9 protein-coding genes are annotated in these 14611 nt (G+C 49.1%); 8 read left to right on the plus strand and 1 reads right to left on the minus strand.

The features are described 5' to 3' along the window. The first annotated feature begins 27 nt into the window (after nucleotides 1-27). From leuB to nrdF, 8 genes are all read left to right on the plus strand, one after another. A complete protein-coding gene (leuB, locus tag BMW65_RS01080) occupies nucleotides 28-1122 on the plus strand; it encodes a 3-isopropylmalate dehydrogenase (protein ID WP_090602090.1) in 1095 nt (364 codons plus the stop codon). After that, complete coding sequence (gene ilvA / locus BMW65_RS01085) at nucleotides 1119-2351, plus strand: threonine ammonia-lyase IlvA (protein WP_090602091.1); 1233 nt, start codon at nucleotides 1119-1121, stop codon at nucleotides 2349-2351. The genes leuB and ilvA overlap by 4 nt, the downstream gene beginning before the upstream one ends. Nucleotides 2352-2512: 161 nt before the next feature. Next, complete coding sequence (locus BMW65_RS01090) at nucleotides 2513-5935, plus strand: SusC/RagA family TonB-linked outer membrane protein (RefSeq protein WP_090602093.1); 3423 nt, start codon at nucleotides 2513-2515, stop codon at nucleotides 5933-5935. Nucleotides 5936-5948: 13 nt separating this feature from the next. Next, nucleotides 5949-7634 (plus strand): SusD/RagB family nutrient-binding outer membrane lipoprotein, encoded by a 1686-nt coding sequence (locus BMW65_RS01095; protein WP_090602095.1) that lies wholly within the window; start codon nucleotides 5949-5951, stop codon nucleotides 7632-7634. 377 nt (nucleotides 7635-8011) lie between these two features. Beyond that, the gene (locus tag BMW65_RS01100; protein WP_090602096.1) at nucleotides 8012-8248 is read left to right on the plus strand and encodes a glutaredoxin family protein; all 237 of its coding nucleotides are present in this window, start codon (nucleotides 8012-8014) and stop codon (nucleotides 8246-8248) included. 98 nt (nucleotides 8249-8346) lie between these two features. Beyond that, nucleotides 8347-8760: a class Ib ribonucleoside-diphosphate reductase assembly flavoprotein NrdI gene (gene nrdI / locus BMW65_RS01105; RefSeq protein WP_090602098.1), complete on the plus strand. Its 414-nt coding sequence runs from the start codon at nucleotides 8347-8349 to the stop codon at nucleotides 8758-8760. Next, nucleotides 8717-10822 (plus strand): class 1b ribonucleoside-diphosphate reductase subunit alpha, encoded by a 2106-nt coding sequence (gene nrdE, locus BMW65_RS01110; protein WP_090602099.1) that lies wholly within the window; start codon nucleotides 8717-8719, stop codon nucleotides 10820-10822. The genes nrdI and nrdE overlap by 44 nt, the downstream gene beginning before the upstream one ends. Before the next feature lie 107 nt (nucleotides 10823-10929). Then, the gene (gene nrdF / locus BMW65_RS01115) at nucleotides 10930-11913 is read left to right on the plus strand and encodes a class 1b ribonucleoside-diphosphate reductase subunit beta (RefSeq protein ID WP_090602101.1); all 984 of its coding nucleotides are present in this window, start codon (nucleotides 10930-10932) and stop codon (nucleotides 11911-11913) included. A gap of 49 nt (nucleotides 11914-11962) precedes the next feature. Here nrdF and BMW65_RS01120 read toward each other — a convergent pair whose 3' ends face one another. Further along, nucleotides 11963-14371 (minus strand): TonB-dependent receptor, encoded by a 2409-nt coding sequence (locus BMW65_RS01120; protein WP_090602102.1) that lies wholly within the window; start codon nucleotides 14369-14371, stop codon nucleotides 11963-11965. Nucleotides 14372-14611 lie beyond the last annotated feature (240 nt).

The raw sequence follows: 14611 nt of genomic DNA on the forward strand, positions 1-14611 counted from the left end.
TAGCTTACGATTTATAACTAACATACGATGGAATTGAATATAGCGCTTTTGCCCGGTGATGGCATCGGGCCCGAGGTGGTTGGACAAGCAGTAAAGGTTGTGGATGCCGTGGCTGGAAAATTTGGCCACAAGGTAAACTGGACGTTCGGATTGACGGGTGCGGCCGCCATCGATGCGGTGGGCGACCCCTATCCAGAATCGACCCATGCGATTTGCATGGCTGCGGATGCCGTACTTTTCGGTGCCATTGGCCATCCCCGTTATGACAACGACCCCAAGGCACCGGTGCGCCCCGAGCAAGGATTGCTGAAGATGCGCAAGCAGCTTGGCCTTTTTGCCAATGTACGCCCAACATTTACATTTCCCTCCCTGATTGACAATTCGCCTCTGAAACGTGAGCGCATTGAAGGAACAGACTTAATCATCCTGCGTGAACTCACCGGAGGCATTTACTTTGGCGAGCGCGGCCGCAAAGATGGTGGCGACACGGCCTTTGATACCTGTACATACACCCGTGACGAAGTGAAACGGCTAGCCAAACTGGGATTTGAGATGGCCATGGGCCGACGAAAAAAACTGTGCTGTGTAGATAAGGCCAATGTGCTGGAAAGCTCCCGCTTGTGGCGGGAAACCGTGCAGGACATGGAGAAAGATTTTCCCGAGGTAGAGGTCAGCTACGAGTTTGTGGATGCCGTGGCTATGCGCCTGGTGCAATGGCCGTCGGCTTACGACGTCCTCATCACGGAAAACCTGTTTGGCGATATCCTCACCGATGAAGCTTCCGTAATTTCCGGATCCATGGGGTTGATGCCTTCTGCATCCATTGGCGTCCATACTTCCCTTTTCGAGCCGATCCATGGCTCGTATCCGCAGGCGGCAGGAAAAGATATCGCCAATCCGCTGGCAACCGTACTTTCGGCTGCGATGCTCTTTGAAGATGCCTTCGGATTGAAGGAAGAAGCCGCCCTCATCCGTGCGGTCGTCAATAAATCATTGGCAGAAGGCATTGTAACCGAAGATCTTGCCGGCAAGGGGAAGGCCTATAAAACCAGTGAAGTGGGTGATTGGCTGGCCAGCCAGGTCAGCCTCCTCGAAGAGGCCACGACAACAGCTGCTCAATGAAACAAGCAATAGAAGCCGTTGCTGAACGCTTCAAGGGGGTGGTGACCCACACCCCCTTGCAATATAACCAACGGCTATCGGAAAAGTATCATGCTTCCATATTCCTCAAACGAGAAGATCTGCAGGTCGTACGCTCTTATAAACTGCGGGGCGCATTCAACAAAATCAGCAAACTCACCGATGCACAACGGGCCAAAGGAGTAGTCTGTGCCAGCGCAGGCAACCATGCCCAAGGGGTGGCTTATTCCTGCAAAAGACTGGGTATCAATGGAGTCATTTTCATGCCCGGCCCTACACCAAGGCAGAAAATCAGCCAGACTGAAATGTTCGGCAATGGCTATATTGAAATCGTACTTACTGGCGATACATTTGACGATTGCCAACAGGTGGCCTTAGCATATTGTGCCGCGCAGGGTATGACGTTCGTCCACCCGTTTGACGACCTGGATATTATCGAAGGACAAGGTACGGTGGGCCTGGAAATCATAAACGACCAACCCGATACCGACGTGGTCATCCTACCGATAGGCGGTGGCGGACTGGCATCAGGGGCAGCTTCCTACTTGCGGGAAACTACGCCGGACATCCGGATTTATGGTGTAGAGCCCGAAGGTGCGCCTTCCATGAAAGCCGCCTTGGCCCATGGTGGTCCTGTAGTCCTCAACGAAATCAACCGATTTGTGGATGGTGCTGCCGTGAAACGAATCGGCGACCTCACCTACCAATATTGCAGCCGCCTACTGGACGATGTACGCCTTATCCCCGAAGGCAAAATATGCACGACTATCCTGGAATTGTATAATAAGGATGCCATCGTTGCCGAACCAGCAGGAGCACTGGCCATCGCTGCCCTTGATTTTTATAAAGACGACATCAAAGGCAAGAACGTGGTGTGTATCCTAAGTGGTGGCAACAACGATATCGACCGGATGGGCGAAATCAAGGAGCTCTCCTTACTGTATGAAGGGCTGAAGCATTATTTCATTGTCCGCTTCCCGCAGCGCCCCGGTGCACTCAAGCTCTTTGTCAATGAAGTACTCGGCCCAACCGATGACATCACCCGCTTTGAGTTTATCAAGAAGACACAGCGCGAACGTGGTCCGGCTCTGGTGGGCATCGAATTACAAACAGCCTCCGACTATCCCGCATTGATAGCACGCCTGCATGAGCATCGCTTTGAATTCAAGGAAGTAAACAACGATTCAACCCTGTTTGAATACTTGGTGTAGCTAATTGCTACCCCTAAATCGTTTTAACTCAATTCTTCCACCAGAGTTACGCCTGTTTTTTTTGAACTTTTCTGAAGTTTTTAAAATTTTATAAAAAGTAGTTGGATTAATGCTCGTAATTTGTATACTTTTGTTAAAGATTAACCATCAAAATACAAGTTATGAAAAAGGCTTTACTCCCTGGATGGGTACTCGCCCCAAAAATCCTGTTGTTGCTGGCAGGATTAAGTTTAGGCGCAGACCTTTTTGCCCAAAACATCCAAATTAGCGGTCGGGTGCTTGATGCTACCGACAACAGTCCGCTGACCGGTGTCTCGGTCGTGGTGAAAGGCACCAATACCGGCACGAACACCGACGCATCGGGAAGTTTTACCCTCACGGCAGCCAGCAACGCTACCTTATCATTTTCTTTCCTGGGCTACCTCCCGCAGGAAATTGCCGTAAATGGGCAAAATTTGCTAACCATCCGGCTGCAGGCAGACCAAGCCCAATTGGGCGAGGTGGTCGTGACGGCACTGGGCATCACGAAAGAAAAGAAAAGCCTGGGCTATTCGGTGACGGATATCAAGGGGAGCGATTTGGCCATTACCAACGAGGTAAATCCCATCAATGCACTACAAGGCCGAGTAGCGGGGGTACAAATTGACCAAGGGGCCGGTGGATTGTTCGGCAACTCCAAAATCCTGATCCGCGGGAATTCTACCTTGCGCAACAACAACCAGCCCATCTTCGTCATTGATGGTGTGATCATGGATAATGACACCTTTAACGGAAATGGTCGTGATTTCGGTAATGACTTGAAAAACCTCAACATGGAGGATTTCGAAAGTGTATCCATCTTGAAAGGATCGGCTGCTGCTGCATTATATGGATCGCGGGCCATCAATGGCGTTGTACTCATCACCAGCAAAAAGGGGCAAAAACGCGCTGGATTAGGCGTGGAGTTCAGCCAGACAGTCAATATATTCGAACCTTATGCGGGGCCGGATTTCCAGAATGTGTTTGGCGGTGGAACAAACGGCCCGTTTTTTACCGACTACCGCGAACCGAATTACCAGGCTGATGAATCGTACTACACCAAGGTATTTCCAACCGACCCCACTACAGGCCGGCCTTATATCGACCCCGGCATCAACCGTGAGCTGGAAAACTGGGGGCCACGGATGGAAGGGCAGGAAGTGCTGAACTACGACGGAACGCTTACCCGCTACCTGCCCCAGCCGAACAACTTCCTGGATGCATTCCGCAATGGGGCGGGCTATAACACCAATGTAGCCGTAAGCGGCGGCTCGGATCGTTCCACACTCCGCTTTTCGTATAACCGCAACGAAAGTAAAGGGGTCGTCTATAACAACAACCTCGAAAAACATGCCTTCAGCCTACGGGCTACCCATGAGCTCAATGATTGGATAAGCTTGGATGGCAGCGCCGACTATACCAGTTTCAAAGGGCTCAACCCGCCCCGGTTGGGCGGCCTTGATGCGTTTGCCTCCTACAACTACGGAAAACTATTCACCTGGATGATGCCCCGCAACTACGACACCAACTATTGGATGCAGCGTGAGCACTACACCAGTGCCTTCGGTGGCGCCCCGAACCGGGGCGACCTTGAAGAAACCAACAGGGCCCCCGAAAGCCGCTTTTGGTTTAACCTCTTTGAAAACGAATACCTCCAGCGCGAGCAGATGATCCGCGGGCGGCTCGCCGTGACAGCCTCACTCACCGATTGGTCAAAATTGATACTCGAAGGAAACTTCAATAACATTTATACCAAAACGGAAGAAAAAGAGCTGGGACAAGGACGGGGTTTCACCGGTGGCCTATATGCATTGGGCAATGAGGTAAAAGAAAGCTATTTCCTCAAAGGCATGCTTACCGTGGATCGTTCGCTCACACCCGACCTTGCGCTTAGCGGCTATATCGGCGGTGAAATCCAACGGGCGGAAAACTCGTACACAAAAGGCACCACAGATGGTGGATTGAGCTATCCCGGCAACTATTTCCTCGCCAATTCGGTGAACCAGCCACGCAGTGAGGGGGGGATAACATTCCGCCGGGCGTTCAATTCGTTATATGCCAGCGTAGATTTGTCCTACAAAAACCAATTCTATTTGCAGGGAACCTGGCGCGGCGACTGGGCTTCCGCGCTGACGTATTCAAACGGTACGGGCAACAACTTTTTCAATTACCCTTCGGCAAGCTTGTCGTGGATTTTCACGGAAACCTTCCAGCTTCCCGAGTGGCTTTCTTACGGTAAACTGAGGGCCAATATTGCGGCGCTGGGTAGCGGTGCCGATCCGTTTGTGCTCAACCCGGGGTTTGCATTCTCCGGCTATACCAATAGCAATGGCCAGACACTTCCCATATCTACATTTAGCGACCGCCGGGTACGGGCAGCAAACCTGAAACCTGAACGGAAGATTGCCAAAGAAATCGGCTTGGAGGCTCGTTTCCTCAATAGCCGCGTCGGCTTTGACTTCAGCTGGTATCGGGACAATACACATAACCAGATCATTGACATCACCACGCCGTTTGAGTCGGGCGTCGACGCCATTCTAATTAATGCTGGAAATATCCAAAACCAAGGGATTGAAATCGCCGTAGACGCCGTACCCGTACGTACGGACAATTTTTCGTGGTCTACCGCCCTCAATTATTCGCGAAACCGCAACCTGATTGTAGAATTGTATGAAGGGCGGAGTGAATACAACCTCGGCGCCAATATAGCGGAAATCAGCAGTTGGGCCATTGTCGGGAAATCGTACGGCACCCTGCGAAGTTCCATCCAGGCTCGTAAATTCCAAGCGACAGATGCTTCCGGAAACCCGATAGACCATCCCAATAATGGCAAGGACGTATTGGAATACCGTACCGATGCACGCGCAGCTTTCCCTGCGCGCAGCAACACCATCCAGGACGTCGGCGACATCAACCCCAAATTCAGGGGCGGCTGGGACAACACGTTTCGCTACAAAAACTTTAGCCTCAACGTGTTGGTGGATGCCAAGATAGGTGGGGATTTCGTGCTGGCTACCTACCGCTATGGCACACATACCGGCGTGTTGCCCAATACACTGGCTGGCAGGGACCCAGAATATGGCGGCATTACCTGGGTGAGCGCCTGGGATGGCAAGCAATATGATGACGGGATTATTCCCGATGGTGTGTTTCCCCAAGGTTTCCAAGTACCCGTTGCCGGGGGTGGACAAGCCAATGTTGGCGGCATGACTTACCAAGAGGCTTATGACCAAGGGTTGGTAGAGCCCACCCATGCACCGCATTACTATTACCGCTATGGCTCCTCGTCTACGGGTGTGTCAGACTACTGGGTATTTGAAAACTCATGGGTATCGCTACGCCAAGTAGCCCTCAATTACAGTTTTCCGCAAGCCGTTTGCCAAAAATTAAAATTAAACGCGCTGAGTCTTGCTGTGGTGGGCCGTGATTTGCTGTATCTGTACAACAGCTTACCCTACAATTACAACCCGGCCTCAAACAATTCCAATAACACGGCATTCTATGGCGAAGAGGGATTTTTACCCATGATGCGGTCGTGGGCATTTACGTTGAAGGTAGGATTTTAAATCGTTAGCAACCATGAAAACAATCATCAATCACTATAAAACCGCCATCTGCCTCTTTGCAGCTGTGTTCGCGCTGAATGCCTGTACCAAAAACTTTGGCGAATTAAATACCGATCCCAAGTTGGTTACCACGCCCGATGTGAAATTCTTGTTTACCTACGCAGCCGATAGGCTCCCTTCCTCCACTACGGAATGGATATGGGAAAGCCTGGAACAGCTGATGCGGTATACGCAACAGGTCAGCGCAAGCCCATACGAACTATCGGGCAATGTAAACAGCCGCTACCGCGACTATTATGCCGATGTCCTCCCCAACCTGGTAGAAATCAGGCATCAGATCGACCAAAAGACTGATAAGGAACGCTACCAGAAAATGCGGGCACTTACCTACATCGTGGGTGCATACTATGGCATCAGGGTGACCGACCTAAACGGCTCGATTCCCTATACCGAAGCTGCCCTGGCACGTTACGAAGACAAGTTCAATCCGGTATTTGACCCGCAACAACAGCTGTTTACCCTATGGCTCAGTGAACTGGACAATGCCATTCAGGTACTTGCCGACCCCAACATCCCTAATCAAGAAAGTTACGGAGATGCTGATATCTATTACCAAGGCGACTGGATAAAATGGGTAAAACTGGCCAATACCTTAAAGCTGCGAATTGCCGTACGCCTTGAGAACCAGGATGGCGAAACAACAAGGCGGATTTTCCAGGAAGTGATGCAAGATGCCACTGGACCGATAGATGGGGATGATGAACAGCTGCAATACATGAATCCCACACAGGCTTTCCTGGGCGCCGATGTAGACTACCGGAGCCGCCGCTTCGCCAACAGGCAAATGGTGGGTTTCATGAAACGGGCCGCCGATCCCCGTATCCGGATATATTTCGACCAAAATGACCTGGTGGGCGCATTCCGGGATACGCTTGCAAAATACAGCGTGCAGTTACCTGACTTTATCGAACCCAACGACCCGCTCATCATGTACCAGGGCGGCCCTGCGGATTGGACAACGGACCAAGACGTAGCCCAATGGATGGGCAATTCTTTCCAGGTGAGCCAGTACAGCCGTTACTTCCTGATTTCTCCGGTCAACCGCCTGTTTTTATCGCCAAAGCTCAATGGGGCTACGGGCAATGCATTACATGTGCTGGTATCGTATGCAGAGACTTGTTTTTACATTGCGGAATTTATCCAGAAAGGCTATGGCACAGGCATAGATACCAAGGGATCTGCTGCGGAGTGGTATGACAAAGGTATCGCCTCGTCCATCCGCACGATGAATGAAGTAGCGCAAGAGGCCGGCTCGACAACCGCGTTTACCGGCGATGGGGAAGCGGAAATCCTCGCCTACCAACAGCATCCCCAGGTAGCTTTGGGAGCAGCTAATGACTTGGAACGTATTTACATCCAGCAATACCTGGCATTTTTCCGCTTGCCGAATGAAGCCTATGTATTGTGCCGGAGAACGGGCTATCCCCGGACAGCCTCGGCCTATTACCCCATGGAACCCTTTAATGAACCGATCCCCCGGCGTTTCTGGATCAATGACCCCGGGGAGGTAAACCGTGCAAATTGGGAGGCTGCCTACCAGGATCAAGGTTTTACGCTACGCGCGATGGACGCCCAGACGCTGAGCCAGGAACGCGTATGGTATGATAAAGCTGCACCCGGATTTGGAGAAGGCAATTAAATCTCAATTTTAATAAGACTGTCCGAAGGGCTGGTACTGACACCGGTCTTTCGGACAGTTTTAGCAGCAGCACGTAGATCCTGTTGTTTTATCAAGAAGCATACCGAAATATACCCTGGATTATCCACATCCACAGGTCAAACAACCCTCATAATTGATATAACATACTGATTAACAGAAATATAAAATCAACAAAGCCCACAATATTTATTCACAATGTGAATAATTCAACATCTGTTGATAACAATTGCTACCTAACTGAACCGAAATAGCTGATATTTGTTCTAAGGCTACAACTTACCAACCATCACGACAATAATTATCGGAGTTCTACCATTTCAGAATCCGGCAGTTTTGAACATTAAACTCTTATTGCTATGACACGGATTATTAAATTCGAAAAAAATGATTGTGCACCTTGCAACCAAGTGTCGGAATTTCTCGACCGCAAGGGTATTGCCTATGAAAAAGTAAATCCGTTTGACAAACCGGAATTGGCCATTCAGTATAAAGTACGTACCGTGCCCACGGTCATTGTACTGAACCAGAATCAGGAGACCCAGCGCATCATCGGATTCAAGCCTGACGAGTTATCAGCATTGGTTGTACAATAAGTCGGAGGATCGGAGCCGAAGACCAAAACGGAATACAAAACAAAAACATACGGACCCCCTCGATATTGTGGGGGTTTACCATCTAAAAAGGTTTGCAAATGGAGCGGATATATTATGACAGCAAAACGGGGAACGTGGAGCGGTTTATGCAGAAAGTATCCGAATTGACCGGATGGACCGTCCAAAAAATACAACCGGGAATGGATGTGGAGCAGGCAGGGCACCTGGTGACATTCACCACACGGTTTGGGGAAATACCGGACACAACAAAGGCTTTCCTGCAGCATGCAAGCTCATACCTGCTTTCTGTATCTTCAAGCGGGAACCAGAACTGGGGACGGAATTTTGCTGTGGCCGGGGACAAAATTGCAACCGAATATGGGATACCGCTGGCGTTGAAATTTGAGCTATCGGGAACCAACGAGGATGTTAATGAATTTATCGCTATTATTAAAGCAAGGAAACACCATGATAACAAACGACGTAGCAAAGAGCTGGATTTTGCTCAATAATGAAATCATGATCAAACATGATGATGAGTTTAGCCTGCATAAGGATAAGGAAGCTGTACGCGCTTACTTCCTGGAATATGTAAATAAAAACACCGTTTTCTTTTATACATTAAAGGAAAAGATAGACTATCTCATCGAAAACAACTACTACATCAATTTCTATGAGTGGTTTACATTCGAAGAAATGGAAAAGGTATACAATTTCATCGCTGCCAAGAAATTCCGTTTCCCTTCGTTTATGAGTGCGTTCAAGTTTTTCCAGAGCTATGCCCTGCGCGATGATTCTGGCGAGAAGTTTCTGGAGCGCTATGAAGATCGCGTCGCGGCGGTGTCTTTGTTTCTTGCCCGCCATGAAGGGGTAGATCGCGCACTGCAATACGCCGAGCTGCTCATCAACCAGGAATACCAGCCAGCTACGCCCACCTTCCTCAACGCAGGCAAAAAACGTTCGGGAGAATTGGTTTCATGCTTTCTCGATGAAATCGGCGATAACCTCAACGGCATCGGATATGCGGTGGATTCAGCGATGAAACTTTCGTCTATCGGTGGCGGGGTGTCATTCAATATTTCCAAAATACGCGCACGTGGCGAAGCCATCAAAGGTGTGGAAGGTCGTGCCGGTGGCGTGCTGCCCATCATGAAAATCCTCGAAGATACGTTCTCCTATGCCAACCAGCTTGGCCAACGTCCGGGAGCCGGTGCCGTATACCTCAATATCTTCCACTCGGATATCGAAGAGTTTCTGGATTGTAAGAAAATCAACGTAGATGAGAAAGTCCGGATCAAATCGCTTTCCATTGGTGTGATTGTACCGGATAAATTCATGGAATTGGCGTCGAAAGACGAGCCTTGCTACCTTATCCATCCGCATACGGTGATGCAAGAATACGGCAAATACCTTGATGAGCTGGATATGGATGCGATGTACGATGAACTCATCACCAACCCTAAAATCAAGAAGAAAAAAATCAATGCCCGCCACCTGTTGGTCAAAATCGCCCAAACGCAAAAGGAAAGTGGATATCCATATATCTTTTTTAAGGAGAACGCCAACCGCCAGCATGCATTGAACGGGATCGGGAAAGTCAAATTCTCCAACCTATGTACGGAGATCATGCAAGTGTCCGAAGTGTCCGACATCAATATATACGGGCAGGAAGACACCATCCGCTATGGTATTTCCTGCAACCTGGGCTCGCTAAACGTTGCTACGGTAATGGACAACCAACGGATAGAGCAAGCTGTGAAAACAGCAATGCGCGCGCTCACCATGGTATCGGATGTCACAGACATAGCCATGGTGCCATCTATCCAAAAGGCCAACCGCGAATTACATAGTGTGGGTCTGGGTGCGATGAACCTGCACGGCTACCTTGCCAAGAACTTCATCATGTATGAAAGCGAAGAGGCGTTGGATTTTGCCAACGTATTCTTCATGATGGTCAACTATTATTCCTTACAGGCATCCATGGAGATTGCCCGCGAGCGGAAAACTACCTTCGAGGGATTCGAAAAAACGGCTTATGCCGATGGCACCTATTTTGACAAATATGTCAGCCAAGATTACTTCCCCACAACCATTAAAGTAAGCGAATTGTTTGCCGGTATAGACATTCCTACCAAAGACGATTGGAAAGCGTTGAAACAACAGGTCGTGGAACACGGCGTTTACCACGCTTACCGCATCGCCATCGCCCCTAACCAGTCGACGTCGTATATCATGAATGCTACTGCATCGGTGATGCCGATAGTGGATACCATCGAAGTACGTGAATATGGTGATAGTACGACCTATTATCCAATGCCATACCTCACCAATGAAAACTACTTCTACTACAAATCGGCCTATGATATGGATCAGATGAAGGTACTCCGGCTTGTCTCGGTCATCCAACGGCATGTGGATCAGGGGATATCCACCATCCTGCATACCAACTCCCGGGATAATACGCGCGACTTGGCCCGGTACTATATTTACGCCCATAAAGTGGGATTGAAATCACTGTATTATACGCGTACACGCAAATCAACCATCGATGAGTGTGTATCATGCTCGGCATAAAACATAGAAAATCAATAATACGACAAAAATGCGAAGCGCTGCTTGGCCACCAAGAATCGCTTCGTATTTTTGTCTAACATCAAACGTACCATTAATCTTACCAAACCATGAAACAATATAAAGCCGTCAACTGGAATGAGCCAGAAAATGACTATGCATTGATGTTCTGGGAACAGAACATCAAACAATTTTGGATTGACACGGAATACATTCCTTCGAAGGATATAGACAGCTGGAAATCGCTGTCGCCGCAAATGCGCGAATGCTACAAAAAAGCATTGGGCGGCCTTACACTCCTTGATACCCTGCAAAGCAATACCGGGATGCCCAAGATCATGGATCATATCGATTCGTTGCAAAATAAATCGGTGTTGGCCTACATGTGCATGATGGAAGCCATCCATGCTAAATCTTACTCGACGATCTTCACCACGGTAGCTACTTCACAAGATATCGAAGACATCTTTAATTGGGTACAGAACAATAAGTACCTGCAATTCAAGGCCTCGATGATTGATAAGTATTACCGCAAACTTGCCGATACGGATATCAGCAAAGAAGATTTGTTTATGGGGCTATGCGCTTCGGTGTTGCTGGAATCCTTTTTGTTCTATAGCGGTTTCTTCATTCCGTTGTGGTTATGCGGGCAGGGGCATATGGTGGCCAGTGCAGACATCATCAAAAAAATCATCGCAGATGAATCAATACATGGGGTGTTTGTAGGTCTATTGGCGCAGGATGTTTATAAAAAACTGCCTAATCCAGACAAAGCCAAAGAAAAGTTGCTGGACCTGCTCAACGACCTGTACGAAAATGAATTGAAATATACCGAAGAAATTTACACCGATGTGGGACTTACCGCTGAGGTGAAAGAGTATGTACGTTATAACGCCAACAAGGCACTCATGAATCTGGGATTCGAACCCGCCTTCGAGGTCAAACGGGTGAATCCAATCGTATTGAATGGGCTAAACGTTGAAACAACCCAGCATGATTTCTTTTCCAAGAAATCAACCAACTATGAAAAAGCAACAGAGATTGTGCATCTCCGGGATGAGGACTTCGTGATGGATACATCAATCGCCATCTGATTGACAAAAAAAGGGGCTCTGGGGCCCCTTTCTTATTTATTATTCCACATTAAAATTTATAGCCTATACTGAGCCTTAAATTACGGGGCGTCTCCGATTGCCAATAGAATGCATTGTTAAATGAATAATACGAGCCGGAATAGAGGTACTCATCCAGGAGGTTGAAGACATTTGCCGTGATCCGAAGTTTGTCATTCTCCCAAAACAGCCCGGCATCCAACTTAAAATAAGCTGGCAACCGCACATCACTCACGTCCCAGCTATCGGTCTTCCGATCCCAGAGCCAGGTGAAGCCTGCTGCAGCGCCCAAATTTTTCAGGGCACCCCGCTGAATGCGATAAGTCAGCCACGTATTCGCCGTGTTGGCGGCATACCCCAGCAGATCATCGCCCACTTCGTAGTCCGTCACCCCTTCGGCTACTTCGGTAACTTCCGCATTGGTATAGGCATAGTTAGCCACCAAATCAAGTCCGGGTGCCAAGCGGCCGTGCACATCAAATTCTATCCCCCTGGCCACCTTCTGTCCCAATACGATGCTATAGCTTTCGCTGGGTGTACTGTGCAAAGGATCGGTAGTGAGTTCATTTTCTTTCAGGATGCGATAGACGGAAATTGACGTGTTCCATGCCCCATCCGCCCAATCGCGCTTGAACCCAAGTTCCTGGTTATTTCCGGTAATTGGCTTCACTTCGCCACCACCGTATATCCGCCCCGACTGCGGCACGAATGCCTGATCATACAGGGCATATACTGCCGTGTGCTTATCGATACTCCAGCTCAGGCCAAGGCGAGGCGTAAAACGACTGGCACTATACGGAGATCCGCCATATGCACTTTGGCTTGCCGATGAATAGCGCCCAGCCAAGGTAAGGCGTAGCCGGTTTTCAAAAAAGCCAAGCTCATCCTGTATATAAATGCCCTTATATTCCTGCGTAATCGCACCACCAGCCAATGCTGCACGGGCTTCGATGCTGGTCGTCCGGTCAAATACAGGATAACCATTAACAGGTATGCCCAAATTGGGATTGTGCATATCAAACTCACCCCCGTTGGCAGAATCCAGCGCATGCGTCTGGCCCCAATCGGCGAGGTAGTTTTTCTTGCCTACATCGATGCCCACCAAAATACGGTGCTGCACATTGCCCGTGGTCAGCTTCCCATTGGCAAATACCTGCCCCAAGCTCATTTCGCTAAGCGCATCCCATATACCTACTCCACGGATAATCTTCCCATCATCCGTCATGTTAGATAAAGGCCACATAGACGAGCCGACCTGGTCATAATGCAGGTAGTAGCCCTGAGCCGTTATCTTCCAATTGGTATCGATGTCATGCGTGAGGCTCACCAGGAAGGTCTGATCCTTGATGTTGGTAGGATCCAAACCTGCTGGCACCATACTGAAATCCCGCGGCAGGCTGGCATAGCCATCCGGTGTAGGGCCGAATACATAGTAGGAACCTACATCAGACATGTTGGCGTATTGCAAAGTATATTCGGCGGTCACCTTGGTTTTGTCGTCTACTTGATACGATACGACCGGGGCCAGCACATACCGATTGTCAAACTCATTGGCACGATGCGACCCTTTGGTCTGTGCGGAAGCATTGAACCGATACAACAACTTACCGCTTTTATTGAGCTTGCCATCCAAATCAAGCGTAGCGCGGTATAAATTATATTCCCCTATCGTCAAGGAGGCCTCTCCCTTGGTCTCCCCGGTAGGTTTCTTGGTCACCACGTTGTATGACCCCGAAGGATCGCCATTTGCCAGCATGAATCCCGCAGGGCCTTTCACAAATTCAATGTGATCGACAAAACTCATGTCTTCGGTCAACGGCCCCCAATACGAAGAAACGACATTAAAACCGTTGCGGAAAGCCTGTATCTGCGTCCCCCGCATACTGATATTGGTGTATAGGTTTCCCCAATGTTCCAACCGCACGGCGCCGCTGACGTTCCTGATCAAACCGTCACCCATGCTGATGACCTGTTGGTCAGCCAATGTCTTGCTGGAAACCACTTGGATATTCTGTGGGATTTCGATGAGCGGAGCATCCAGGCGCAAGGTGGGAGACGGGGTCAGGATATTATAATTGCCCCTGTTCTTGCTGATCAATACTTCCTCCAGTTGTTGGCTGGTGATATTGATGGTAAAGTCCTGTGTATAGGTATTTCCGGGATTAATGGTGAGCGAAGCTGCCTGTTTAGCCACACCCAAAGCACTTATTTCGAGCACAATGTCTCCCGTAAGGCTCAGCTCGATCCGGTAAGCGCCATTATCATCGGTCTGCGCACCTATCTGGGTGCCTTGCACTGTGACGGACACATGCTCAGCAGGCAAGCCGTTGGATGTCGTCACCTTTCCTGTAATGACGGCAGGTCTATTTTGGGCCTGTGCCAGCGGTATACAGGCAAAGGCAATCAAAAGGGAAATTGCTAAATGTCTAATTGTTTTCATTATTCCTATTTGTTATTCATTTATTAATCCAATTCGATGTTCGGCATAGCGATACGGTGGGAGTATTGGTAGGCTAACGCGAACAGGTGCGAACTGTACGGCTATTTATTTTACAGCGGCAAATATAGACACTTGTTTATAATAAGTCTAAATTATTTAAAATAATTCCATGCTACTGCCCGCAAAAGGATACGAGCCGGGCATAAAAAAAGCAGGATATCCTGTTGAGGATATCCTGCT

This window comes from Parapedobacter koreensis, assembly GCF_900109365.1.
Lineage (GTDB): Bacteria > Bacteroidota > Bacteroidia > Sphingobacteriales > Sphingobacteriaceae > Parapedobacter > Parapedobacter koreensis.

Coding starts and splice junctions, on each gene's coding strand:
- leuB (WP_090602090.1), top strand. CDS start 28: ATGGAATTGAATATAGCGCTTTTGCCCGGTGATGGCATCGGGCCCGAG.
- ilvA (WP_090602091.1), top strand. CDS start 1,119: ATGAAACAAGCAATAGAAGCCGTTGCTGAACGCTTCAAGGGGGTGGTG.
- BMW65_RS01090 (WP_090602093.1), top strand. CDS start 2,513: ATGAAAAAGGCTTTACTCCCTGGATGGGTACTCGCCCCAAAAATCCTG.
- BMW65_RS01095 (WP_090602095.1), top strand. CDS start 5,949: ATGAAAACAATCATCAATCACTATAAAACCGCCATCTGCCTCTTTGCA.
- BMW65_RS01100 (WP_090602096.1), top strand. CDS start 8,012: ATGACACGGATTATTAAATTCGAAAAAAATGATTGTGCACCTTGCAAC.
- nrdI (WP_090602098.1), top strand. CDS start 8,347: ATGGAGCGGATATATTATGACAGCAAAACGGGGAACGTGGAGCGGTTT.
- nrdE (WP_090602099.1), top strand. CDS start 8,717: ATGATAACAAACGACGTAGCAAAGAGCTGGATTTTGCTCAATAATGAA.
- nrdF (WP_090602101.1), top strand. CDS start 10,930: ATGAAACAATATAAAGCCGTCAACTGGAATGAGCCAGAAAATGACTAT.
- BMW65_RS01120 (WP_090602102.1), bottom strand. CDS start 14,371: ATGAAAACAATTAGACATTTAGCAATTTCCCTTTTGATTGCCTTTGCC.